Genomic DNA, 23,642 nt, shown 5'->3' on the forward strand with positions numbered 1-23,642 from the left:
TCCTCCTCGACCGGTAAGTCAGTCAGCTATCTGACTCGCTGCGTGGAAGGCTCACCTTTCCTGAGCCTGCGTCAATTGGATGAGCGCGATCTTCATTGAATATTTCCGTTAGTAAAGCGTTGGCTCGTTTGTAAGCGTCGTACTTGAATTCGGTATCGTCCTCGGGCTGAGCGGCCATCTCTTCTAGCATTTCCAAGTTAAGGCGACGGAATCGATCCGCACGCTCACGAGCTTCGTAGCGTCCTATCCCGAGTTGCTCCAAAGCCCTGCGCCCCAGGGACAATGCGCTTTCAAATGTCTCTCGCTCGACTTCTTCCACACCCATCTGACGTAGGGTAATGATGTGCCCCATATCTCGAGCGCGCACCACCAGTTTTAGGGATGGAAAATGCTCCTGGGCCAACTTGGTCAGTGCCAGGTTATCGTCTTGATTATCGATGGCGTTGATCAGCACCACGGCTTGGGCAGCACCCGCAGCGTGCAGTAAATCGAGGCGGGTGGCATCCCCATAGAACACCTTGACCCCGAACTTACGCAGCGTCTCGATATGGTCTGGATCATGATCCAAGACCACTACCTCAAAACCACAGGACATCAACAGACGCCCAGCGATCTGACCGAATCGACCGAAGCCAGCAATGATGACCCGAGGATTGCTCTGATCTATGGTGTCAGCTTCATTACTGCCCTGTTTGCTCGACGACTCCAGGTGATTGAGTAAAAGGATCAACAAAGGCGTCACGCACATGGACAACGCCACCGCTAGCGTCAGGCTCTTACCCCAAGGGTCGACCAGGATGCCGGCGACGGTCGCTGCGCCAAATACTACGAAGGCAAACTCACTGCCTTGTCCAAGGAATACCGCCTGCCATGAACGCTGGTCACTTGGGACATTCAGGAAGCGCCCCAAGAGCTTGATCACGAGCAGCTTGATCAGGATGAAGCCCAAGGTCAGTGTGATGACTTTCAGCGGCGAATCGATCAGCTTGCCGAAGTCAATCGACATCCCTACACCGATAAAGAACAGACCCAACAACAGGCCTTTGAAGGGTTCTATATCGCTTTCCAGAGCATGGCGATACTCCGAGCTGGCCAAGAGAACGCCGGCTAAGAACGCGCCCATGGCCATGGATAAGCCGGCCTCTTCCAACAAGAGGCCGAACCCAAACACCAGGAACAGTGCGACGGCACTAAAGATTTCTCTCAGGCCTGAGCGCGCTACAAAGCGAAGGACTGGCCGAGAGACGTACTGACCCAAGAGAATCACTGCGACAATTGCACCCACGATTTTGGCAATGGACAGGGCCAGCTCTGCACCTGAGGGCGTACCACCGTTTGCGGCCAGCAGTGGGATCATGGCAACTAGGGGAATCGCCGCGATGTCTTGGAAAAGCAACACGGCGAAGCTACTGCGACCCACGGCGGTGGAGTTCATGTTTCGCTCGCTCATGGCCTGCATGGCGATAGCCGTCGAGGACAGGCTCAACGTCAGCCCTACCAACAACGCAGCCGTCCAATTCAAGCCAAGTACAGCGCAGAAAATTGCGATGGCCGCGCCGCATGCCAGCATCTGCAACGCGCCGCCGCCGAAGACCATGCGGCGCATTGCCCAAAGGCGCTTGGGATCGAGTTCGAGACCAATGATGAACAGCATCAACACCACGCCAATTTCAGGAAAGTGCAGGATGGACTCCACGTCGGTCACAATCTTCAAACCCCATGGGCCGATCAGGCAGCCGGCTGTCAGGTAGCCTAAAACCGGGCCAAGCCCTAACCGGACGGCAATTGGGACTATCAAGGCAGCGGAGCCCAGGTAGATAAGCATTTCAATCAAACTGTGAGTGTCCATTCAATCTTCCCTCCATGACGTCAGGCGCTCGCCATAATTCTGGATCTGTTTAAGCAATGCGGTTTGATCTGCTCTGTAAGCACCATGGACTGCGACTGGACTCAACCAACGCATCCCGCAGTAATTCGCCGTCGCCTGAATGGGCTGGGACAGCACCGCAAAACCTGGGTGGTCGCCGCCTTCAAAATGATCATGCTCACCGCCAGTAGTCACGGCCCACAGCATTTTTTTGTTTTTCAAGGCAGTAGCGCCCGCGCCGTAGGCCCAGCCCTGTGTGAAAACCTTATCGATCCACAGCTTCAAGAGAGGTGGGTAGCTATACCAGTACAGAGGGTGTTGCAGAACGAGGAGATCTGCCTGTTCCACCGCCCTCTGCTCAGCTTCAACGTCGATATTGAAATCGGGGTACATGTCGTACAGCGAACGGATTGCGACATCGGGATTGTTGGCTGCCAGCTTGAGCATCAACATGTTGACGTTAGATTTATCAGGGTAAGGATGGGCGTAGATGATCAGAATCACGGAGTAGTTCCCACAAACCTGGCGTTCTTTAAGAACGGAAAAAGCTCCCTGTTCGTTGAGCATAACCGCACTCAACGAACAGGGAGCTAATGACCTGAAGGAGAAGCCTTACTGACCGGCTTGCAGCTTCAATACTTCCTGCGCGGTCACAGGTTTGCCACCAATACCCCAGTCTCCACTTTTCACCTCTTCGAAGATGACCCACGTGAGGGCGCGCATGTTTTCGCCTTCAACCGACACCATAGCGTCAGTCACTTTGCGAATCACTTCAGCCTTTTGTTCGTCGGAAAAAACGCCTTCAATCCCTTTGATAGTTACGAGTGGCATGGTGTTCTCCTAAATGTTTGTGAAGGAATATCAGGCTTTGGCGGCTGCGTATTCCGGATAGTCGGTGTAGCCCTTATCAATCGAACCGCTTACGCCGTAGTAGGTCGCGCGATCACCTTCGGCCAATGGCCAATCGTTCTGCATACGCTCTACCAGATCAGGGTTGGCAATGTAGGCTGTGCCAAAAGCAATCAGATCTAGCTCGCCTTTAACCAGCTCAGACTCTGCGATCTCTTTGGTGAAGCCGCCCGCAGCCATCAAGGTGCCCTTGTACGCTTCACGGAATGCAGCGCCGAAACCTGGTGGCGTTTGCGCGGCGAGGATGGTCGGTTGGTAGTTCAGGTGAACAAATGCCAGCTCTCTTTCGTTGAGGGCAGCTGCCATGCTCATCCAGGTTTCTTCTTCGCCTTCGTACACACCGAAGTCGTAGAGGCGACCAAAAGGAGAGAAGCGCACACCGATCTTCGATCCGCCGATTTCAGCAGCAATCGCATCAATGGTTTCCAGAAGGAAGCGCTGACGGTTGGCAATGGAGCCACCGTACTGATCAGTACGAGTGTTCAGGGCGCTGCTCAGGAATTGGTCGAACAGAAAGCCGTTGGCTGCCATGATTTCGATACCGTCAAAGCCGGCGTCCATGGCCATTCGTGCAGACTTCACGAAGTCAGCGATGACGCGTTTCACTTCTTCAGTTTCCAGTGCACGTGGAGAGCTTGGCTGTACAGGGCCAGATTTGCCGGGCTCGATCCAGGCATACACCGTGGTATCTACCGCAGGCACCGTGCCCGAGGAGACTGGCGCCATGCCGTGTACCGAGGTGTGGGACATACGGCCTACGTGCCAGAGCTGCGCAAAAATCTTCCCGCCCTTGGCGTGCACCGCGTCAGTCACTTTGCGCCAGCCTGGTAAGTGCACATCTTCGTAAATGCCAGGGGTGTACAGATAGCCGCGAGCCTCATCGGAAATAGGCAGGCCTTCGGTGATCAGCAAGCCGGCAGAAGCTCGTTGTGCGTAGTAAAGCGCGTTGGATTCATTCGGAATGTTGTTCAAGGTTCGGGTGCGAGTCATAGGGGCCATGACAACGCGGTTTTTCAAAGGAGTACCGGCTAGATCGTAAGGAGTGAACAGCTTATTCATGATTTATCTCGACGTCGTTGAAGGGGGGATTCGGCGTTTGATTAGGACTTGTCGAACGCGTCGAGTACGTGGGTGCTATAGACCATTGCAGCCCCGGCGTTCATGTTGATGGCCACACCCAAAGCTTCAGCTACCTCTTCACTGGTTATACCGAGCTTCTTGGCTTCAGCAGCATGGAAGGCAATACAACCATCGCAGCGGGTCGTCACGGCCACTGCAAGGGAGATGAGCTCGCGAGTCTTGGCGTCTAGATGGTTGGTTTTCCCACCGGCGGCGCCGAGTGCGGCCATGCCTTTCATCGTTTCCGGCGACAGGCCGTTGAGCTCTACCAAACGAGTATTGATGTCTTTGCGGGTTTGCTTCCAATCTTGCATGGGATTCTCACAGGGATGGCGTTGTTTGTAGTGATTTAAAACACTAAACAAAGCTACCATCCAGTTGGTAGGTTTTCAACGGTTCTGTGGTGATTTTCACTATCAACGCAATCGAATAAACGGTTTATTGTTTGTTTTATGAAAGAGGTTGCGAGCGGCACGTTGGAAGAGCGGCTGTATCAACTCTCATGCTCATGTATGTTTTCTGAAGTACAGGCCTACATGAATGTAGCTGAGGCGTCTGGTTGATTCGCGGTGCGACTGCTTATTGATTTGCTACCGCGCTCCCAGCTTCCAAGGGAGCTAAGACTCTAAGTCTTTGCTTTTAGAAAACATCCCATCCGGCAGCAGCCCACCTGCTAGCTACGCGAGCACTTGAGGCGCAACAGATGGAGGTATGCTGATCTGCAAGAATCGACAGCCCCTGAGCCAAGTGCCGTGCGGCTGGAAGAGAAAATCGGCAAGCTCGAAACTCAAATTAAGGAGCTTCGGGCGCACGAAGTCCAGCTCAACGACTCTCCGGTCACACAGGTTTCACTGACCGATCCAGACAGCCGTCGATACCCAACACCATTTGATCGTTGCACATGAGGTCACTAACGTCGGTCCCGACTGCGATCTACTCAGCTCGATGGCCATGCAGGCCCGCGAGGTTGTAGCTTCAGAAAAATTTCTGTCGGTAGTGGCTGATCGAGGTTACTTGAAAAGCGAGGAGATTCTTGCTTGTCACGATGCAGGCATCAATGCCTATGTGCCCAATCCAGATGACCTCTGGAGCCAAAGCGGATGGGTGTTTCAATAACGATGCCTTCATCTATGACGCGGCAAAAAAAGAATATATTTACCCGGACGCAGAAGCACTGATTTGGCGTTATACCAACGTTGAAAAAGGCCTGACGCTGCACCATTACTGGAGTTCGAAATGCAGGGGCTGCGCAATGAAACCGCGATGCACGTCGAATCGCTGCGCCCGTTTATTGCTTCGAAGTGATCAAACAACCAATTCGACCGTCCAGAGAGGGTTAGAGACTCTCAGGCAAGCCAAAAAACATCTGAATCCGCGACCTAAGCCACCGCTCCCCCGGATCATTATCCTGCGAGCCGCGCCACGCCATGTGCAGTTCAAATGAACGCACCGGCAACGGTGGATCTTCGGAGCGCAAGCCGCCGGCCGATGTCAGCGCTTCGGCGGCATAATCCGGCACGGTGGCGAGGATATCGGTGCCCGCCAGCAAGGTACCCAGGCCGTTGAACTGTGGCACGGCCAGGACCACGTGGCGTTTGCGATCGAGCTTCTCCAACTCTTCATCGATAAACCCGCTCAAGTCCCCGGCAAATGACACCAGGGCATGGGGGCGGGCGCAGAAGTCGTCCAGGCTCAGGGCGCCGGGGACGCTGTCGGCACGCAGCAGCTTGGGCAGGCTGCGGCGCAATACTTTGCGCTTGGCGTTGGCCGGCAGGTCGGCGGTGTAGCTGACGCCGATGGAGATTTCGCCGGAAGCCAGCAGGCCTGGCATCAGGATGTAATTCACGCGACGCACCACCAGTACGATGCCTGGGGCTTCGGCGCGCAGGCGTTTGAGCAGTTGGGGCAGCAGGGCAAATTCAACATCGTCGGACAGGCCGATACGGAACACGGCGGTGCTGGTTGCCGGGTCGAACTCGGCGGCGCGGCTGACGGCGGTGGAAATCGAGTCCAGGGCCGGGGAGAGCAGGGCGAAGATTTCCACCGCACGGGCCGAGGGCTCCATGCTGCGGCCGGTGCGCACAAACAGCGGGTCGTCAAACAGCCCGCGCAGGCGTGACAATGCCGCACTGATGGCCGGCTGGCCGAGGAATAGCTTCTCGGCGGCGCGGGTCACACTGCGCTCGTGCATCAAGGTTTCGAATACGATCAAGAGGTTAAGGTCGACACGACGCAGGTCGTTACGGTTCATCTTGTGTCCTGGAAGAGTCAGCTGACTTGACGAGAGCGGCCACATACAAACGATGACCAGCATTAATCTTACGGGGAAAGGCTGGTATTCTGCACAGGATAATTGACTTTTCCTACGATGGTTGAGGTCTATTCCTTATACGTGGAATCAATGACAGGCATGTCGACTATTAATGGCGACCTGTGGTCTTACCCGCAAAGCCCAGATAAAGTTCATGGCATTAGAGGTTACTTTGACGAGGTTTGCGATGTCCCGCACGATCCGTTTTCACAAGTTTGGTCCGGCCGAGGTGCTCAAATGCGAAGAGCATGCAGCCGCGCAGCCCGCACCGGGCGAAGTGCAGGTGCGTGTCGAGGCGATTGGCATCAGTTGGTATGACATTTTGTGGCGCCAGAACCTGGCATCGTCCCATGCCCGTCTTCCATCAGGCCTGGGCCATGAGATGGCCGGTGTGGTTGTCGCCCTTGGCGAAGGCGTAGATGACTTGGCAGTGGGCGATAAAGTGGCCAGTTTTCCGGCCGAGAGCCCCAATGATTATCCGGTGTATGGCGAGCAGATCGTCTTGCCCCGTTCGGCCCTGACCCGCTACCCGGACGTCTTGAGCCCTATCGAAGCCAGCGTGCACTACACGCCGCTGTTGATTGCTTACTTTGCCTATATGGATCTGGCCCGGGTCAAACCGGGACAATTTGCGCTGGTCACCGACGCCAGTCACTGCGCCGGTCCGTCCTTTGTACAGCTGGGCAAGGCATTGGGTGTGCGGGTGATTGCCGCGACCAAGGACAGCACCGAGCGTGACTACCTGTTGTCCCTTGGGGCAGAGAAGGTTATCGCCACCGAAGAGCAGGACCTGCTGATGCAAATCAACAAGTTCACCGACAACCGCGGCGTTGACGTGGTCTTCGATGGTTTGGGCGGCCCGCAGATGTCCTTGCTCGGCGACGTGCTGGCACCCCGAGGTAGCCTGGTGCTGTATGGCTTACAGGGCGGAAACCAGACGCCGTTCCCAGCGTGCGCGGCGTTCCAGAAGAATATTCAGTTCTTCGTACACTGCATCGGTAACTTCACCGGCAAACCGGAGCTGGGCATCATCCAGGATCAGGTGGCGTTACAGCGTGCGTTGCGTGATATCAACCAATTGACCGCCGACCGCGTGCTGGTGCCGTTGAAAACCACGGTGTTCCCGTTCAATCAGTTCGTGGAAGCCCACCGTTATATGGACGAATGCCCGTGCCGCGAGCGTGTTGCGTTGCAGGTTGCGGCTGTTTGAGCTGTAGGAGTATTCGTAAATGAATGCTCCCGTGTCTGAGTGAAGGGGGCAAATGCGCCATTTGACAGGGCTTAACCCGCCCGCCCCGAAAGGTGCCGACCTGGCACGTTAGCCCCTAAATCCTGCTGTTCCTCCCTGACGCCGCCCTGAATCCCAGCGCGGCGTCTTTGTGTGCGCGACATTTACGTGCCAACGGTCGCTCATCTGCACTGGTTTTCGGCCAGCTTCTGTATCTATTAATCATTATTACAACGCTGATAATTGCGCCTTCACTTTCATCTCAAGGATTGAGCAATGATTGAATCAAGTAGTTATTTGAACGATGAGTGCGGCGAACACGCGAACTCCGCAAGGCAGGTACTTTCATACAAGCTGCCGGCTTGCACAAAAAGAAAGTTGCTTGAGTCTGGTTTGTCGGACACTTCTTTAAAAGGTTGGTTAAAAATGCGTAGGAGCTTGTCGGAAGAGTCCTAAGGGTGCGCTTTTATCAAGATAACCCCTTTAAATTCATTGGGTTGCATGGTCTCAGTGTTGAGGTGAGCACCCAAGGAGATCCATGTCGTTTTGTTGCGCGGTGCTAGTGTTTATCCATCGACGCACAACGCGGTGCGCGATTTTCCTACACGCACAATAGGTCGGGCAGATACGGTCAGTAGTTGCTCGAAACTGATATTTCAACTCGGGTAGTAGAACTATGAGCACTATTCACGAACAAGCTATGAATCATGTTTATCAGCAAGTTCTGCAGCGTTTGATTGGGCATCTTAATCGCGCGAGCCGCACGGCTCTTCAATTACTGGTCCAACGGATCGTTGTGGCGGCAGGGGGTATGGAGCAGGTGGGGGATTTCAAGGTGCTGGTCGCCCACAGCGGGGGCGAAGTCAGCAGCTATACCCTGGCGTTACTGCGCGCGGCCCAATTGATCATTGCCGGCCGGGCGCCGCGCACCTTTGAACTGAGAGTCGCGACGTTGCGGCACGCGGGCATGACTGAGGGGCACCTGGACACGATCAATCGCGGCTATGGTCGCTTGTTTCTGCATGACGATCCGCGCGTCGAGTTGCTGGTGGTGGAAAACCGGGAAGTACAGCCCTTCAATCACCACCGCCCCGCCTCGGCGGCCGGGCGTGAGGCCAGCCAACGCAATATGTTGATGGTGGGCCACCTGAGCGCGGGCGACTGCCGCGCCACACTGTGTAACGACACTTACCTGGCTATGGGTGATTTCTACCAGCGGGTCACCACCTGCAATGGCGGCGTCCATGCACTGGTCAGTGGCGACTCCCCGCGCAAACAACGTCAGTTTTTTGCCTGGCTCAAGAAAACCGCCCAGAACGCGGGCCTCGCCGTGCCAAATGGCTATCCATCCTCGCTCAACGCGTTGTTCGCGTGCATGGACGAGTGGAGCAATGGCTATTACCGGGATCTGTTCGGTGAGCATTATGTGGCGAGCGATAACCCGAGCAAGGCGGGGCATCGTCACTTGGCCTACATCGGCATCGCCGATCTACTGGAAGATGTCGACCTCATGTCGACAACCTTGTTGACCGAGTTCATGGCCTATACGCCGGACCCGCTGGGCTTTCACTTTAGCCATCCGGCTTATTCCAATCCGTTGCTGATGGCTCATCTGCGCGGACTGCAGGCCGAGAGCCTACGTGAGCTGGAGTATGAAGAAGGGGTGCAAGACTTTGTGCAGCAAGCCGCTTCTTACCTGCGCCGTCTGCGCATGCCCGACGATGTGCTCGCGGAGGTCGGGACCCGTGAAGGCCGCATTCTGTCGGCTACTTACGCACAACAGTTCTTTGGCCTGGATGAAACCCAACTGACCTGCCTGTTGTTCTCGCCGTTTCTTCATCACGGCGAGCGACTGGAAGGCTATTTGCGCCAATGCCATCCGGGCATGCTGGTGGCGCTGCCCGAGTTGCACAAAGTCCTTCAGGGCAAACCCTGCGCCGAGATGCTGCAACAGTGGGTAACGGACACCAGCGGCTTGCCCCTGTGCTTGTTGCAGCACCTGTACGGCAAGCGGCCGCGGCTCAGTGTTAAACGCAGGCGTCCAGTCGCAAGGACCCATGGGGCCGCCCAGACTGTGCAATTGTCCGAGCGATGACGCCGCGCACGGAGCGTCAGGCGGACTTCGCGTATCAGGCGGTCTATCGCTACATGATCAGCCTGATCAACGAAGCCAGTACCGACACCCGGGTAAAATTGCCGTCATTGCGGCAGTTGGCCGTGCGCCTGAACGTGTCGATTTCGACGATCCAGTACGCCTACGCGCTGCTGGAGAAGGAGGGCAGGGTCTATTCAGTGGCCAAGTCGGGGTACTACGCTTGGCCAAAGTCGATAAACCCTTTGGCGTGGAGCGGCGGGGACCTGCTCGACCGCCTCTACGCGGCAGCCCGGCGCCCCGGCATGGTGGTGCTCAGTAGCGACGAGCCGGCGTTGCTTGGCTCCCTGGATGAAACATTGCTGAGGCTGGAGCGTGAGCTCGTGCGCCAGCATCCATCGCATCTGCAGCCGTGGTCCCAGCCTTGCGGTGTGTGGGAATTGCGGGCGGCGCTGGCGGCACGGTATACCTCGTCGCCAACGCACTGCTGGCATGCTGACGACGTGTATATCGGTGCCGACCTGCGCGGCGTGCTCGACATTCTGATCGAAGTGCTGGGCCTGCGCGGCACCACCGTGATTGTGGAATCGCCCTGCGACTGGCTGATCCTGCGCCTGTTGCAGGACGCCGGGGTGCACATCATCGAACTTCCCTGGACGCCGGAGGGCGGCCTGGATCGCGCCGCATTGGAAAGGCTGCTGCGTGAAGAGGCGGTGCATCTGGTGTTGTTCTCCTCCACGGTCAGCCTGCCCTCTGGCGTGGCGATGTCGGTGGACGATCGCCTGGACGCGGCCCGGTTGCTGGGCCAGTACGGGTGCTGGTTGCTGGAAAACGATACGTTTGGTGAGCTGGGTTTCGGCGCGCCGCAGCCGGCATTGCGTGAAGAAGTGAACCCTGAGCGACTGATCGTGTTTTCTTCATTCGAGAACACACTTGGCTCGGAAGCGCCTTACGGTTATCTACTGTCCCGACGCATGAGCAATGAATTGCAGCGCCAGTTCCTGCTGCGCTCATTCCGCTTGTCGTCGATCCGCCAGCGTGCGATTGCACGCCTGTACCAAAACGGACGGATTGATCAGCATCTGTGCACATTGCGCCAACAGCTGAGCGAGCAAGCCGCGCAGATGAGTCAGCGCCTGCTGCATTACTTGGGCGACCAGGTGACCTGCCGCATGCCGAACGCAGGCGCCGCCTGCTGGCTGCAGTCCACCCGAGCAGTGGACATGCGCCAGGTGTTCCAGCGTTTGCTGGCGCAGCAAGTGGTCATTGCACCCGGCGAGCTGTTCAGTGTCAGCGGGTTGCATCATCAGAACTTGCGCTTGAGCCATGCTTTTCGTGGGCAAGCCAGCCTGGATGTTGCCCTGGCAGCGTTGAGTGAAGCGCTGCGGCAGGCGCAGACTGCGTGAAGTTTCTCTGACGGTTGTAGGATCTATATCGTCGCACCGTAGTCCAACACTTAGTAAACTGCGATTTTCCCATATCCTTCTTTCCGAGGTTCATGCATGACAATCAGTCCTTTTGCGGGCAAACCGGCGCCAGCCCAGTTGCTGGTGGATATCCCGCGACTGGTGACGGCCTATTACACCGGCCAGCCTGATGCAGCGATCTCCACCCAGCGCGTGGCCTTTGGTACTTCCGGCCACCGTGGCAGCTCCTTCGAGCTGAGCTTCAACGAATGGCACGTCCTCGCCATCAGCCAGGCCATCTGCCTGTACCGTGAAGCCCAGGGCATCAACGGCCCACTGTTTGTCGGCCTGGACACCCACGCCCTGTCGACCCCAGCCGGCGCCAGCGCCCTGGAAGTGTTGGCGGCCAACGGCGTTCACGTGATGCTGGCTGAAGGCGACGAATACACGCCGACCCCGGCGATCTCCCACGCCATCATCTGCTACAACCGCGGCCGTACCAGCGGCCTGGCTGACGGTATTGTCATCACGCCGTCCCACAACCCGCCGCAAAGTGGCGGCTACAAGTACAACCCACCCAACGGCGGCCCGGCCGATACCCACGTGACCAAGTGGATCGAAGCCAAAGCCAATGAGTTGCTCGCCAATAAACTGGCCGGGGTCAAACGCATCACCCACGCCCAGGCACTCAAGGCCGACACCACCCATCGCCACGACTACCTTAACAGCTACGTGGCCGACCTGATCAACGTGATCGACATGGACGCCATCCGCAGCGCTGATCTGCGCCTGGGCGTTGACCCATTGGGTGGAGCAGGGGTGCGCTACTGGTCGGCGATTGCCGAGCACTACCGGTTGAATCTGGACGTGGTGAACACTGAAGTCGATGCCACCTTCCGCTTCATGAGCGTCGACTGGGATGGACAGATCCGCATGGACCCGTCTTCCAGCTACGCCATGCAGGGCTTGATCGGGCTCAAGGAGCGTTTCGACGTGGCCTTCGCCTGCGATCCGGACCACGACCGTCACGGTATCGTTACCCCGTCTGGTGGCCTGTTGGCGCCGAACAACTACCTTGCGGTGTCCATCGACTACCTGTTCCAGAACCGTCCCGACTGGCGCACCGATGCGGCCGTGGGCAAGACCGTGGTCAGCAGCGGGTTGATTGATCGCGTGGCGGCGCGCATTGGCCGCCGCCTGTACGAAGTGCCAGTAGGCTTCAAGTGGTTTGCCGATGGTTTGTTCGAGGGTTCGCTGGGTTTCGGCGGTGAAGAAAGCGCGGGTGCGTCATTCCTGCGCAAAGACGGTACCGTATGGAGCACCGACAAAGACGGTCTGATCCCGGCGCTGCTCGCCGCAGAAATGACCTCGCGCAAAGGCCAGGACCCGAGCCAGATCTACCGTGGCCTGACTGATGCGCTGGGTGAGCCGTTCGCTATTCGTGTGGATGCCAAAGCCACCCCGGCGCAGAAGGCGTTGTTGGGCAAACTGTCGCCGGAGCAGGTGACCTCTACCCAACTGGCTGGGGAAAGCATCCAGCAGATCCTCAGCCATGCGCCGGGTAACAATCAGGCCATTGGCGGCCTGAAGGTGATGACCGAAAACGGCTGGTTCGCCGCACGGCCATCGGGCACCGAAGACATCTACAAGATCTACGCCGAGAGCTTTATTGGCGAAGATCACCTCAAGCAACTGGTTGAAGAGGCCCAGGTCCTGGTGGACGGCGCCATTTCGCAGTAACCCCGCAACCCCCGTAGCAGCTGCCGAGCGCAAGCGAGGCTGCGTTGGGCACCCCGCAGATCGCGGGGTGTCAATACGTCCGCCACGCAGCCTCGCCAAGGCTCGACAGCTGTGACCCGAAACTTGCGATTGCCCATCTACGTGGGCTACTCCGACATCAGGCGAGGTCAACCAACACGATCTCGCTGTCTTCAACCGCCGTTACCCGCAGCACCTGCTCGTCCTCAACCGCAACACCGTCTCGCGCTTGCGCTCGCAAGCCATTGACTTCAATCACACCCTTGGCCGGCACCAGATAGGCACGGCGTCCAGTGTCCAGGCGGTACTCTGCCGTTTCCCCGGCTTTCAGGTTGGCTGCCACCAGGCGGGCATCAGCGCGGATGCGCAGGCTTTCGCTGTCTCCGCTTTTGCCGCTGGCCAGGGTCACAAACCCCTCACGCTCACCTTTCGGGAACGGCTTGGCGCCCCAGGACGGCGGCAAACCGGCTTCATTCGGGATAATCCAGATCTGGAAAATCCGGGTCGGCGTCGCTTCCAGGTTGTATTCGCTGTGGGCGATCCCGGTGCCTGCACTCATGACCTGCACGTCACCGGCTTCAGTCCGGCCCTTGTTGCCCAGGTTGTCGGCATGGCTGATGGCGCCTTCGCGCACATAGGTGATGATTTCCATGTCACGGTGCGGATGCTGTGGAAAGCCCGTGCCTGGCGCGATGATGTCGTCGTTCCACACGCGAAGATTGCCCCAGTGCATACGCTTGGGGTCGTGGTACTCGGCGAACGAAAAATGGTGATGGGCGTCAAGCCAGCCATGGTGGGCGCCGCCCAGGGAGTTGAAAGGTCGAAGTTCCAGCATGATCGTCTCCTGTTGATGGCGCCTATGATCCAGCAGGGCATGATCGATAAAAAGCGTAAAAAATGCCTGATTCCTATCAGGGGAACCGATTGGTTAGTGGCGTTTTAACTTTCATTTCATCGCCTAACTGCATGACAACAAAGCAATTGGCTGGAACTGAGCGCCGATTCCGGCGACCATGGCGCCCTTGTCACCACCTAGCTCACCGCAGGAGTCCGCGTGCCGCAACACAAGCCTGATCTGCCCCCCGAACTGCGCCCGTTGGCGCAAATGCCCTTACTCAAGCGCTTGGCCGCGCGCCTGTTCGGCCATGGGCTGACCCGATTGCGCGCACAGCACCGGTTTTCCTGGTTGCACGGGCAGGCTGACGGTTTTCGCAGTGGTCACGAAGCGGGTGTGGAATATGGTTATCGCGAAGGCAAGGCCGATGGCATCGAGGAGGGCCGCCAAGTCCTGCTGATCCGCGACTTTCGCCCCGATGAGCACCGTGCGCCCGGTATTGATGACAGTCTGTTCGATGATTGGCGCCTGCCCCTGACGGCGCACGTGAAGAAACGCATCAAGGCCGACGTCGCCCGCTTGCTGCCGGCCCATGCCCAGCCCAGTGTGGCGCAATGGAAGATGATTTTCAGCGACACGCCGTCCACCTCCGTGATCGCCGGCGCCGGTGCAGGCAAGTCCACCTCGCTGGTCCTGCGCATCCTGCTGCTCACCCATTACCTGGGCTTTGAATTGAGCTCGATGACCGTGGTGACCTTCACCCGCGAATCGCGCAAAGACTTCATCAACAAGCTCATGGAGATTCTTGGACTGTGGGGGCAACCCCTTGACCTGAAAGAGGCTCAGGCGGTGGTGCGCACTTTTCACTCGCGCATCCTCCCGATGGTCCGCAGCCTGCCGGGGTTTGAGCGTCTGCAAGCGTTCGAGAACCTGAACGCGGGTGTCGAGGATGCTGACAGTAACCCGTTCGACCTGCGCATCAACGACGCCCAGCGTCAGCAGATGAATGCCTGCTACCACCGGTTGCACGGCCAGCACCCGCGCTTTCGAGAGCTGATCGCGCCATTGGCCCGGCATGGCCTGCAGCTCAAGGAGCTGGAACGTGATCACCCGGATGTGCAAAAGCGCATGGCAGTGACCGAACTGGCAGCCAAACGCGATGAAGAGCTCTGCGACGTGATCGAAGACCTGTGGTTTCGCGCTGGCGCGTGGCCGATCAAGGGCATTGAATCCAATCGCCAGACTATCGAGATCAACGGTGCTCAGTTCCATTGCCATGGTTACATCCCCGAGCTGGACGCGTGGGTGGTGCTGGGATTCGATTCCCGGGAAAACGCCCAGCTCAGCCGGCCCAATGCCAAGCTGTCAGTGCGTGCGGAATGGGCAGTTAAGCGCACCCTGTTTCAAGCTTTCTGCCGTAAGCCATTGATTTGGATTGATAGCTACGAATCGTCCAAGCGCCTTTTAAGCAGTTTGGCGGGGGATGCCTGCTCGGGCCCTGGGTTTGATTACAAGGTCAAAGGCGAACTGGCGTCCGCGCCGTTGCTGGACAGTTTTGTCATGGCCGCCGGCTTTATCGAAAACCTTGGGTTGGACGTGCCGACGGCCGTGGGCAAGATGACCTTCGCCAAGGACGATCCTGACCGTTTCTTCTTCGAGGCCTTGAGCATTTTCTGGAAAGCCCTGGAAGATCATCTACTCGATCAGTCACCGCCGATTATGACCTACAACCGCATGTTCTCGCTGTTCGGCGAGAACACCCCGGAAAACCTCAAGTTGCTCAGCGACCCACTGCTACGGCCGTTGTCGCACCTGATGATCGACGAGTTCCAGGATGTGTCGCCGCAGATCGTCTCGTGGATCCGCGCCAGCCTGCGGGAAATCCGCAGCCGTGGCCCGGCCATGCACGTGGGGCGCGGTGCCCAGTATTCTTCGTTGTTGTGCGTGGGCGATGATTGGCAATCGATTTACGGCTGGCGGGGCAGTTCGCCCAAGTATTTCATGGAGTTCGATCAGGAATTCCCGTCACCCAGCACCACCCGCGTGATGCTGGGCGAGAATTACCGCAGCCACCAACACATCATCGACGCTGCCGAGCACATCGTACGCGCCGCGCCGGCCATCCCCGGCAAGAAAGCCAAGGCCAGTGGCACGCTCAAGGCGTTGGAGCCAGTCAAGGTACTGGTGCGTGACGATGCGGCGCTGGGTCGCCAGTTGCTGGAGCACTATCAAAAGGGCGATTCGATATTAATGCTGTATCGAAAAAGTAGCGATAAGCTACTGATTAAAGAGCATATTCAGTCAGTAGTTAATGTGGATTCTAGCTTGCCGGCTCAGTCACGCAGGTTGAAACAGCTGACCTATCACAGTGCTAAAGGCTTGCAGGCGGACGCCGTGTTTCTGCTGGGAGATTGCCAGCACCTGACCAGTTCGCCCTATAAGAACCAGGTCTATCGCATGGCTGGCCTGGGTAAATCTGGCGACAGCGAACCCTATGACTCGGCGCAAAAGGACGAAGTGCTGCGCCTGGCGTACGTGGGCATCACCCGGGCCGTCAGCCATTGCTACTGGTATGTGGAAAAGCCCGAAGGCCAGGCAGTGAATATGCCTAAGGCCTCGGAGCGTGTAGACGGGAAGAAGGCGTTTTTTGACGATCAGCGCAGCTAAAGGCTGATCGATCACGCCCGAAGGGACAAAGGCGGCACAAACGACTCCAACTCATCTTCCACCGCCTCGATAATCCGCTCCACGTCGGCGGCATTCATTACCGTGGCACAGGGAATGCCGGCGATGGCAATCAGCGTTTCGCCGCTGGCACGGTCGAAGAGGCGCACGATCATGCTGCCGGGCGCGTCCATGCTGCCCTCGAAGCCCATCGGATGAAAATGCCAGCGCATCAGCTGGCAGGCGTTGGGGAACGTCACTTTATTCATGTTGCCCACCTTGATCATTGAGCGCTTCCTTTAGCTCGCGGCAGGGGGCCATGACCGTCACTGGTCTTGGCAGGGTTGGTTTCAAAAATAGCATTCGTTCTCAACCGGAGGTGACTTTTTTCGCCCCGTTCGGCGGTTGTTTTCCTAAAGGTTGACGTGGGTCAGGTCCTACTGAAACCTGGGCAAATAGCCATTAGTCAAAAGTGCGCCTGGCCATTGAACGCACCAGCGAATTTCGGCAATCTCCACGGTCTACCCCGCCGCAGAGCCGAACATGCCTGACATCGCCCCTGACGATGATTGCCTGCACACCCAAGCCACGGGTGACCTGGTGTTACGTCATCACCTGTGCTGGCGCCATCGTGACTTGGACGGGGTGATGTCCTACTACCACCCGGATATCCAATACCACGACTTTTTTCAGAACCGCGTAGTCGGTTACGCCGAGCTGCGCGACTACCTGCAAGCCAGCATGCCCCGCCAGGCTGACGAAGCGATTGAACACACCGACCGCATTCGCGCCGACGGTGATACCGCCTTTATCCAGTACCGCATCACCCTGCGTGGCGGCCAGGGGCTGGTGTCATTCCGTACCAGCGAGGCCATCACCGTGCGCGACGGGCTGATCTGGCGCGTCAATGAATACGCCTCATTGGTGCACGAACAACCGTCCCAGGCCCAGCGTCCCAGCGTCAGCCGCCTAGGCCTGTCCCCCCAGCAACTGGGGCATATGGCCAATGACTTGCAGCAGTATTTCGAACGCAAGCAAGCGTATCTGGACCCGGACCTGGACCTGCAGCGGGTCGCCAAGGAGTGCGGATACAGCCGTAATCAGATTTCTTACCTGCTCAATCAAGTACTCGGGCAAAGCTTCTACCGCTACGTCAACCAGGCGCGGCTGCAGCATTTGCTCGCCGCGCTGGACAAGGCGCAGCCGCCGATCAAGGTCGACGACCTGGCCTTTGCCGCCGGTTTCAATTCGCTGTCGGCGTTCTACAGCGCCTTCCGCCAGCACACCGGCCAATCGCCCAAGGCCTACGTCAAACAAATTTCCCTGCGTGCACGCGCGCAAGACAGCGAATAACCGCCGGCTCTAGGATCACGCCATCGAAACGTGGGTGGAGAGCTTGGCATGCCGGCATGGCGCAACATCAGTTTATGGATGGACCAACTGGACGACCCGCTGGTGGCGCGGCCGTCCCTGGAACACGACCTGGACGTCGATGTGGCCATTATCGGCGCCGGCTACACCGGGCTGTGGACCGCCTACTACCTGAAACGCCATGCCCCTGAGCTGAAAATCGCGATCATCGAGGCGCAAACCGCCGGCTTCGGTGCATCGGGCCGCAACGGTGGCTGGCTGATGGGCAACCTGTTGGGCGAAGACCGCCTGCTGGCCGGCCTGGCACCTGAACAACGCCGCGCCTCCTTCGACCTGCTGCACGGCATTCCCGATGAAGTGGCCCAGGTCCTGGCCCGCGAAGGCATCGACTGCGACTACCGCAAGGGCGGCGCCCTTTACTGCGCGGCACGCTACCCCGAGCAGGAGGCCAGCCTGCGGGCCTACCTGGAAAAGCTCTACGCCCAAGGCCTCAGCGAAGCCGATTACCGCTGGCTGAGCCCGCAGCAGTTAGCGGAGCAGATCCGCATCGCCAAACCCTATGGCGGTATCTATGCACCCCACGTCGCGACGATCCACCCGGCCAAGCTGGTGCGCGGCCTGGCGCGAGCCGTGGAGCGCCTGGGCGTGACGATTTACGAAAAAAGTCCGGTCACCCAGTGGCAGTCCGGCAGCCTGCGCACCGCGACGGCCAGTGTGCGCGCCGGCTGGGTAGTGCCCGCCGTCGAGGGTTACGCGAACACCTTGCCGCCCTTGGGCCGCTACCAGTTGCCGGTGCAGAGTTTGATCGTCGCCACTGAGTCACTGCTTGCCAGCACCTGGGACGAAATTGGCCTGCGCCACGGCCAGGCCTTTGGCGAAAGCAGCCGCCAGGTCACCTATGGCCAGCGCACGGCGGATAACCGACTGGTGTTCGGTGCCCGCGGCGGTTACCAGTTCGCTGGCAGGTTGCGCCACAACTTCGATCTGACTGACAGCGAAGTGGAGCTGCGTCGCTACCTGTTCGGCGAACTCTTCCCACAGCTCAAGAACGTGCGGATTACCCATTCCTGGGGCGGCAACCTTGGTATGTCGCGTAATTTCCGACCGCACATGCTCTGTGACCACAACACCGGCATCGCGCTGTCTGGCGGGTACGGCGGGGAGGGCGTGGGTGCCACCAATTTGGGGGGGCGCACGCTGGCGGATTTGATCCTCGGGCGCGACACGCCCCTGACCCATCAACCCTGGGTGATCCGCGAGCGCGGTCTTGACGCGCTCAAGGCCTGGGAACCCGAACCGTGCCGCTGGCTGGGTTACAACGCGATCATTCGTAGTTTTGTCCATGAAGACCAGGTGTTGGCCAACCCCAACACCGCCCCTTGGCGCCGCAAGCTGGCGACCGGCGTGGCCGGGTTCATGGAAGGGTTCATGCACTGAGTCGTTTCACTTACACGGGAAAACCCCATGAGCATCACGCAGTTCAAAGACACGCTGAATGCCCACCTGCCGGACTCATCACCCGTGGCCGTGCCCTTGGGCGAGCCGATTGCGGTGGCCTCTACCTTGAGCGTAGAGCGCAGCGATGGCGTCGAAACCGGCATCTGGGCCTGCACCCCAGGCCGCTGGCGTCGGCAGATCAAATCCCAGGAGTTTTGCCACTTTATCCAGGGCCGCTGCACCTTCACCCCCGACAACGGTGAAACCGTCCACATACAAGCCGGCGACGCACTGATGTTGCCGGCCAACAGCACCGGAATCTGGGATATCCAGGAAACCGTGCGCAAGACCTACGTACTGATTCTGTAACGCTTTGATCCTTGATCGCCTGCCATAAAAACAGCCCTAAAACCGCCAGGAAATCGAACCATGAAAGCCATTGCCCTGTTGCCCTTGATGTTGGTGGCCTCTATCAGCCAGGCCGCCGAAACGGTGAAGATCTACAACTGGTCGAGCTACATTGCGCCAGACACCACGAAGAACTTCCAGAAGCAGACCGGGATCGGTTTCAGCTACGACGTGTACGACAGCAACGAAACCCTCGACGGCAAGCTGATGACTGGCAACTCTGGTTATGACGTGGTGTTTCCGTCTAACCACTTCATGGCCCGGCAGATCCAGGGCGGCGCCTTGAAGAAGCTCGACAAGAGCCAGTTGCCCAACTGGAAAAACCTCAACCCGGTGCTGCTCAAGGCATTGGAGAACAACGATCCGGGCAATGCCCATGGCTTCCCGTATCTGTGGGGCAGCACCGGCATCGGCTACAACATCGACAAGGTCAAGGCCGTGCTGGGGGATAACGCTCCGGTGGACTCCTGGGACTTGATCTTCAAGCCCGAGTACATGGAAAAACTCAGCAAGTGCGGGGTGGCCATCCTCGATAATGGCCCGGAACTGTTGCCCATCGCCCTCAATTACCTGGGGCTGGCGCCTCACAGCAAGAACCCGGAGGACTACAAAAAGGCGGAAGCCTTGCTGATGAAAGTGCGGCCTTACGTGGCGTACTTCCACTCCTCGAAATACACCGGCGACCTGGCCAATGGCGATATCTGCGTGGCCGTCGGCTTCTCCGGCGATGTGCTGCAGGCCGAAAGCCGCGCCAAGGAAGCCAAGAACGGCGTGAAGATCGGGTATCAGATCCCCAAGGAAGGCGCCGCGATATGGTTCGACATGGTGGCCATGCCTGCCGATGCCCCGGATGAAAAGGCCGGCTACGCGTTCATGAACTACCTGCTGGAACCCCAGGTGATGGCGGACATTACCAACTCGGTGCATTACGCCAACGGCAACAGCGCGGCGGACAGCCTGGTGGATCCAGAGATCAAGGGCGACACCAAGATCTATCCAAGCGAGGCCATGATGGGCAAGTTGTTCGCACTGGAAGCGATGCCGCTGAATATCGACCGGATTCGCACGCGGGTCTGGAACACCATTCGTATGGGCCGCTAATCGGTAACATTTCGTCGCCCAATGGGCGCTCTGTTTAGACGTTGTTGTCTGTAGCTTCCTTGCCTCCTTTCAATAAAGCGGGGCAAGGAATGCTCATATCAAACAAGTCAGGACGGTTGCGTACAGGGCGGGTTTCACAGGTGGGCGGGGTGTATTTGCTCACCGCTGTGGTCAATCGACGAGAACCGATCTTTGATGATTGGCGGCTTGGACGGCTGGTTGTCAGGCAGTTTCGCGACGCGCATGAAGATGAGTGGGTTGACTCCCTGGCATTCGTCGTGATGCCAGACCACCTGCATTGGTTGGTTCAACTGCGGGACAAGACCTTGGCAGAAGTGATGTGCCGGCTTAAATCGCGCAGCAGCCTGGCGGTCAACCGGGCTCTGGGTCGAAAAGGACGGCTATGGCAGAAGGGCTATCATGATCGTGGCGTGCGGCGAGAGGAGGATTTGAAAGACTTCGCGCGTTACGTGGTCTTGAACCCCCTGCGCGCGGGGTTGGTAAAGCGTATTCACGATTATCCGCTTTGGGATGTTTGGTGGTTGTAGATCCGTCACGCAGCCTCGCCAAGGCCGTAGATACCGTCTTGACGCTCACCGGGCAACCCCCAAGGTTTGGGTCGTAGCAGCTGCCGAGCGCAAGCGAGGCTGCGTTGAGGGGCCCGCAGATCGCGGGGTGTCAATACGTCCGCCACGCAGCCTCGCTTGCGCTCGGCAGCTGCTACGAGGGTTTTCGTGGTGCTGGATAAGACGGTATCTACGCCGCCGCCGATCTCACTGAGCATCTACGGGTTCTCCAGATCATGTCCCAGCGACTGGATAAATAACGAAAACAGCTCCGGCTGTGACGAGATATCGAGCTTGGCGTACAAATGCCGACGGTGCACTTTCACTGTGTCTGGCGAGATGTTCAGGCGTTCAGCCATGGCCTTGGAGGAAAAACCGCGCAATACCAGGCGGGCGATTTCCAGCTCGCGGTCCGAAAGCACTCCGCAACCGAACTGGCTCAAGGCATCCCTGATCTGGCTGTCCATGGCCGGTGCGCGCTGGGTGCTTTGCTGCCAATGCTGCTGCATCAACGGCAGTACCCAGGCCGCCATCATCGTCATCAGCCCGGTCTCATCGGCACTGAACCGCCGCTGCGTGCCCAGCGACAGCGACAACGTCCCCGCACCGGGCAGTTGCAGGATGAATTGCACCTCATCTTCCAGCACGTTGTCGTGGAAGTAGTTGAGGAAGTACTCACTCTGACGGAAATGGTCCGGTGCCACTTCCTCCAGGCGATAAACACCGCTGGCATAACCTTCGCGGCACGCCTGGAAAAACGGATCGAGCAAGTACAGGCCATTGAGGTACGTCAGCATCGACGCCGGTTTGCTGCTGGGCTGGGCGTCGTATTCTTCCAAGGCCTGGGGCGCACCCTCCTGCGGGTAGAAAATCGCCAGGGCGTTATCGAAGGGCAGGCACTGGTGCAGCAACAGCACCAACTGTTTCCAGAAACGCTCGGTACCAATGTGCGCGACGGTGCGGCCCAGGCCAGCGTGCATGCCGACCTCACGAAACAGGCTCATATCACAGGCTCCCGCCAGCAAGAGATCGCCCAAGGGTTCGGCTTTTGCCGGATGCCGTCAAGGGGAGTACGCCAATAGGGGAATTGGCTGACAAGCCACCTGCGGATAACGTCTTCATCATTCAACGGGAAACATATCCCGACACATACATCATTTTTCGTTTCTGCCTCACACCAAGAACAACGACAGAGGATAACGATATGAGCACTTCCCCCACGCCCGACGGCGTGTTGAAACCTACCCTGAGCGTCTTCGATGTAGTGGCCATCACCGTTTCCGCAGTGACGCCGGCCAGTTCCGTATTTGTGATTGCGCCGTTTGCCATCCAGCAGGCGGGCAGTGGCGTGTTCCTGGCATTCGTGATGGCGGGCCTGCTCGCGCTGATGTTCGCGTTTTGCTACGCCGAACTGGGCCGCGCCCACAACAGCGCCGGTGGCGAATATGTGTACGCCAAGCGCGTGTTTGGCGGCATGGCCGGCTATGCGACCTTCCTTACCGTGCTGGTGATGTTGCTGTTTATCCCGCCGGTGTTGGCCACCGGGGCTGCGACGTATCTCAACAACGCCTTGGGCACGAAGTTTGATTCGCAAACCGTCGCCCTGGTGATCGTCGTGTGCAGTTACGCCCTGGGTATCCTCAATATCAAGCTCAATGCGTGGATCACCGGCACCTGTTTGCTGCTGGAAGTGGCGGCCTTGCTGGTGATCGTAGTGATCGGGTTTGGCAACCCGGTGCAGCCCGCGAGTGTGTTGTTCCAGCCGCAGATTGTCGAAAACGGCGTGCTGCACCTCGCGCCCTGGGCCTTGGTGATCGGCGCGGTGGGCATCGGTCTGTTTTCCTACAACGGCTACGGCCCGGCGGTGTTGCTGGCCGAAGACATGAAGTGCGGCGGCAAGGGCGTGCACAAGGCGGTGCTGTGGTCCCTGGGCCTGGTGGTGGTGATTGAGCTGGTGCCGATCACCGCGCTGTTGATCGGCGCGCCGTCCCTGAGCGAAATGATCAGCAGCCCCGACCCCATCGGCTATCTGCTCACCAGCCATGGCAATGAAACCCTGTCGCGCCTGGTCAGCGCCGGGATCTTCCTCTCAGTGTTCAACGCGATTGTGGCCATCGTGATCCAGATCGGCCGCGTGGTATTCAGCAGCGGGCGCGATGCGCTGTGGACGCCGACCATCAACAAACTGTTCACCCGCATTCACCCCCGCTGGGATTCGCCGTGGCTGGCTACGCTGTTCCTGGCGATCCCGTCGGCGTTGCTCAGCTTCAGTTCCAACCTGGCCGACCTCACCTCGTTCAGCGTGTTGCTGATTATCCTGGTGTACCTGGTAGTGGCGTTGAGCGCGTTGATGAGCCGGGTGTTGCTGCGCGATCGCGAGCACCCGTATCGCATGCCGCTGTGGCCGTTGCCGGCAGTGTTGGCGGTGATCGGTGCAGGTTACCTGCTGGCGACTTTGATCTATGCGGCATCGGTGCGCGACATCATGATCATCCTCGGCTTGCTGGCCCTGTCGGTGATTTTCTATTGCATCAGCGGCCGGTCGAGTCCGGTCTTTCAGAAATTGTAAG

20 protein-coding genes and 1 pseudogene are annotated in these 23,642 nt (G+C 58.4%); 12 read left to right on the plus strand and 9 right to left on the minus strand.

Annotated elements, in window-relative coordinates; genetic code table 11:
* Positions 1 to 22: 22 nt before the first annotated feature.
* From kefC to DNK50_RS16535, 5 genes are all read right to left on the minus strand, one after another.
* Complete coding sequence (gene kefC / locus DNK50_RS16515) at positions 23 to 1,849, minus strand: glutathione-regulated potassium-efflux system protein KefC (RefSeq protein ID WP_112195200.1); 1,827 nt, start codon at positions 1,847 to 1,849, stop codon at positions 23 to 25.
* Positions 1,850 to 2,371, minus strand: a complete 522-nt coding sequence (gene kefF / locus DNK50_RS16520; protein WP_099584293.1) for a glutathione-regulated potassium-efflux system oxidoreductase KefF — start codon at positions 2,369 to 2,371, stop codon at positions 1,850 to 1,852. It lies immediately after the preceding gene.
* 108 nt (positions 2,372 to 2,479) lie between these two features.
* The gene (locus tag DNK50_RS16525) at positions 2,480 to 2,698 is read right to left on the minus strand and encodes a 4-oxalocrotonate tautomerase family protein (protein ID WP_029290791.1); all 219 of its coding nucleotides are present in this window, start codon (positions 2,696 to 2,698) and stop codon (positions 2,480 to 2,482) included.
* Positions 2,699 to 2,728: 30 nt separating this feature from the next.
* A complete protein-coding gene (locus DNK50_RS16530; RefSeq protein WP_099584282.1) occupies positions 2,729 to 3,835 on the minus strand; it encodes an alkene reductase in 1,107 nt (368 codons plus the stop codon).
* A gap of 41 nt (positions 3,836 to 3,876) precedes the next feature.
* On the minus strand, positions 3,877 to 4,209 hold the full coding sequence (locus DNK50_RS16535) for a carboxymuconolactone decarboxylase family protein (RefSeq protein ID WP_053481123.1): 333 nt from the start codon (positions 4,207 to 4,209) through the stop codon (positions 3,877 to 3,879).
* A gap of 399 nt (positions 4,210 to 4,608) precedes the next feature.
* On the opposite strand from DNK50_RS16535, the pseudogene DNK50_RS29190 reads away from it, so the two are divergent.
* Positions 4,609 to 5,174: pseudogene (locus DNK50_RS29190) on the plus strand (IS5/IS1182 family transposase); the annotation flags it as partial.
* A 57-nt stretch (positions 5,175 to 5,231) separates the two neighbouring features.
* Here DNK50_RS29190 and DNK50_RS16545 read toward each other — a convergent pair.
* A complete protein-coding gene (locus DNK50_RS16545; RefSeq protein ID WP_112195202.1) occupies positions 5,232 to 6,146 on the minus strand; it encodes a LysR substrate-binding domain-containing protein in 915 nt (304 codons plus the stop codon).
* Positions 6,147 to 6,393: 247 nt separating this feature from the next.
* On the opposite strand from DNK50_RS16545, the gene DNK50_RS16550 reads away from it, so the two are divergent.
* The 4 genes from DNK50_RS16550 (at position 6,394) to pgm (ending at position 12,672) form a co-directional block, all read left to right on the plus strand.
* The gene (locus DNK50_RS16550) at positions 6,394 to 7,416 is read left to right on the plus strand and encodes a zinc-dependent alcohol dehydrogenase family protein (protein ID WP_112195204.1); all 1,023 of its coding nucleotides are present in this window, start codon (positions 6,394 to 6,396) and stop codon (positions 7,414 to 7,416) included.
* 694 nt (positions 7,417 to 8,110) lie between these two features.
* A complete protein-coding gene (locus DNK50_RS16555; RefSeq protein WP_256595282.1) occupies positions 8,111 to 9,529 on the plus strand; it encodes a hypothetical protein in 1,419 nt (472 codons plus the stop codon).
* Positions 9,526 to 10,932, plus strand: coding sequence for a PLP-dependent aminotransferase family protein (locus DNK50_RS16560; RefSeq protein WP_112195206.1), 1,407 nt, complete (start codon positions 9,526 to 9,528; stop codon positions 10,930 to 10,932). Before DNK50_RS16555 ends, DNK50_RS16560 begins: the two co-directional genes overlap by 4 nt.
* Positions 10,933 to 11,028: 96 nt before the next feature.
* Complete coding sequence (pgm, locus tag DNK50_RS16565; RefSeq protein ID WP_112195207.1) at positions 11,029 to 12,672, plus strand: phosphoglucomutase (alpha-D-glucose-1,6-bisphosphate-dependent); 1,644 nt, start codon at positions 11,029 to 11,031, stop codon at positions 12,670 to 12,672.
* A 157-nt stretch (positions 12,673 to 12,829) separates the two neighbouring features.
* On the opposite strand, the gene DNK50_RS16570 is transcribed toward pgm, so the two are convergent.
* Positions 12,830 to 13,525 (minus strand): pirin family protein, encoded by a 696-nt coding sequence (locus DNK50_RS16570; protein WP_112195208.1) that lies wholly within the window; start codon positions 13,523 to 13,525, stop codon positions 12,830 to 12,832.
* A 219-nt stretch (positions 13,526 to 13,744) separates the two neighbouring features.
* Between DNK50_RS16570 and DNK50_RS16575 the strand changes: the two genes are divergently transcribed.
* Positions 13,745 to 16,192: a UvrD-helicase domain-containing protein gene (locus DNK50_RS16575; protein ID WP_112195209.1), complete on the plus strand. Its 2,448-nt coding sequence runs from the start codon at positions 13,745 to 13,747 to the stop codon at positions 16,190 to 16,192.
* Between the two features lie 11 nt (positions 16,193 to 16,203).
* Here the strand turns inward: DNK50_RS16575 and DNK50_RS16580 are convergent, their stop codons facing one another.
* Positions 16,204 to 16,476 (minus strand): DUF1652 domain-containing protein, encoded by a 273-nt coding sequence (locus tag DNK50_RS16580; RefSeq protein ID WP_099582874.1) that lies wholly within the window; start codon positions 16,474 to 16,476, stop codon positions 16,204 to 16,206.
* Positions 16,477 to 16,732: 256 nt separating this feature from the next.
* Between DNK50_RS16580 and DNK50_RS16585 the strand changes: the two genes are divergently transcribed.
* The 5 genes from DNK50_RS16585 (at position 16,733) to DNK50_RS16605 (ending at position 21,054) form a co-directional block, all read left to right on the plus strand.
* Entirely contained in the window at positions 16,733 to 17,542 is an 810-nt protein-coding gene (locus tag DNK50_RS16585; protein ID WP_099582876.1) for an AraC family transcriptional regulator, read from the plus strand.
* Between the two features lie 48 nt (positions 17,543 to 17,590).
* A complete protein-coding gene (locus DNK50_RS16590) occupies positions 17,591 to 18,997 on the plus strand; it encodes an FAD-binding oxidoreductase (protein WP_112195210.1) in 1,407 nt (468 codons plus the stop codon).
* 27 nt (positions 18,998 to 19,024) lie between these two features.
* On the plus strand, positions 19,025 to 19,366 hold the full coding sequence (locus DNK50_RS16595) for a cupin domain-containing protein (protein ID WP_112195211.1): 342 nt from the start codon (positions 19,025 to 19,027) through the stop codon (positions 19,364 to 19,366).
* 60 nt (positions 19,367 to 19,426) lie between these two features.
* The gene (locus DNK50_RS16600; protein ID WP_099582879.1) at positions 19,427 to 20,506 is read left to right on the plus strand and encodes a polyamine ABC transporter substrate-binding protein; all 1,080 of its coding nucleotides are present in this window, start codon (positions 19,427 to 19,429) and stop codon (positions 20,504 to 20,506) included.
* Between the two features lie 89 nt (positions 20,507 to 20,595).
* Positions 20,596 to 21,054 carry a transposase gene (locus DNK50_RS16605; RefSeq protein ID WP_099582881.1) on the plus strand — a complete coding sequence of 153 codons (459 nt, stop codon included), beginning with the start codon at positions 20,596 to 20,598 and terminating at the stop codon, positions 21,052 to 21,054.
* Between the two features lie 236 nt (positions 21,055 to 21,290).
* On the opposite strand, the gene DNK50_RS16615 is transcribed toward DNK50_RS16605, so the two are convergent.
* Positions 21,291 to 22,076, minus strand: a complete 786-nt coding sequence (locus DNK50_RS16615; RefSeq protein ID WP_112195213.1) for a helix-turn-helix transcriptional regulator — start codon at positions 22,074 to 22,076, stop codon at positions 21,291 to 21,293.
* Positions 22,077 to 22,276: 200 nt separating this feature from the next.
* On the opposite strand from DNK50_RS16615, the gene DNK50_RS16620 reads away from it, so the two are divergent.
* Positions 22,277 to 23,641 (plus strand): APC family permease, encoded by a 1,365-nt coding sequence (locus DNK50_RS16620; RefSeq protein ID WP_099582886.1) that lies wholly within the window; start codon positions 22,277 to 22,279, stop codon positions 23,639 to 23,641.
* The last annotated feature ends 1 nt before the right edge of the window (position 23,642 follow it).

The sequence above is a fragment of the Pseudomonas sp. LG1E9 genome, from assembly GCF_003290225.1.
Lineage (GTDB): Bacteria > Pseudomonadota > Gammaproteobacteria > Pseudomonadales > Pseudomonadaceae > Aquipseudomonas > Aquipseudomonas cyclaminis.

What these genes read in the sequence shown, in the direction of transcription:
- DNK50_RS16600 (WP_099582879.1), top strand. Translation starts at nt 19,427, where the DNA reads ATGAAAGCCATTGCCCTGTTGCCCTTGATGTTGGTGGCCTCTATCAGC.
- DNK50_RS16560 (WP_112195206.1), top strand. Translation starts at nt 9,526, where the DNA reads ATGACGCCGCGCACGGAGCGTCAGGCGGACTTCGCGTATCAGGCGGTC.
- DNK50_RS16615 (WP_112195213.1), bottom strand. Translation starts at nt 22,076, where the DNA reads ATGAGCCTGTTTCGTGAGGTCGGCATGCACGCTGGCCTGGGCCGCACC.
- DNK50_RS16570 (WP_112195208.1), bottom strand. Translation starts at nt 13,525, where the DNA reads ATGCTGGAACTTCGACCTTTCAACTCCCTGGGCGGCGCCCACCATGGC.
- DNK50_RS16605 (WP_099582881.1), top strand. Translation starts at nt 20,596, where the DNA reads ATGCTCATATCAAACAAGTCAGGACGGTTGCGTACAGGGCGGGTTTCA.
- DNK50_RS16595 (WP_112195211.1), top strand. Translation starts at nt 19,025, where the DNA reads ATGAGCATCACGCAGTTCAAAGACACGCTGAATGCCCACCTGCCGGAC.
- DNK50_RS16555 (WP_256595282.1), top strand. Translation starts at nt 8,111, where the DNA reads ATGAGCACTATTCACGAACAAGCTATGAATCATGTTTATCAGCAAGTT.
- DNK50_RS16580 (WP_099582874.1), bottom strand. Translation starts at nt 16,476, where the DNA reads ATGATCAAGGTGGGCAACATGAATAAAGTGACGTTCCCCAACGCCTGC.
- DNK50_RS16585 (WP_099582876.1), top strand. Translation starts at nt 16,733, where the DNA reads ATGCCTGACATCGCCCCTGACGATGATTGCCTGCACACCCAAGCCACG.
- DNK50_RS16620 (WP_099582886.1), top strand. Translation starts at nt 22,277, where the DNA reads ATGAGCACTTCCCCCACGCCCGACGGCGTGTTGAAACCTACCCTGAGC.
- kefC (WP_112195200.1), bottom strand. Translation starts at nt 1,849, where the DNA reads ATGGACACTCACAGTTTGATTGAAATGCTTATCTACCTGGGCTCCGCT.
- DNK50_RS16545 (WP_112195202.1), bottom strand. Translation starts at nt 6,146, where the DNA reads ATGAACCGTAACGACCTGCGTCGTGTCGACCTTAACCTCTTGATCGTA.
- DNK50_RS16550 (WP_112195204.1), top strand. Translation starts at nt 6,394, where the DNA reads ATGTCCCGCACGATCCGTTTTCACAAGTTTGGTCCGGCCGAGGTGCTC.
- DNK50_RS16590 (WP_112195210.1), top strand. Translation starts at nt 17,591, where the DNA reads ATGCCGGCATGGCGCAACATCAGTTTATGGATGGACCAACTGGACGAC.
- DNK50_RS16530 (WP_099584282.1), bottom strand. Translation starts at nt 3,835, where the DNA reads ATGAATAAGCTGTTCACTCCTTACGATCTAGCCGGTACTCCTTTGAAA.
- DNK50_RS16535 (WP_053481123.1), bottom strand. Translation starts at nt 4,209, where the DNA reads ATGCAAGATTGGAAGCAAACCCGCAAAGACATCAATACTCGTTTGGTA.
- DNK50_RS16525 (WP_029290791.1), bottom strand. Translation starts at nt 2,698, where the DNA reads ATGCCACTCGTAACTATCAAAGGGATTGAAGGCGTTTTTTCCGACGAA.
- pgm (WP_112195207.1), top strand. Translation starts at nt 11,029, where the DNA reads ATGACAATCAGTCCTTTTGCGGGCAAACCGGCGCCAGCCCAGTTGCTG.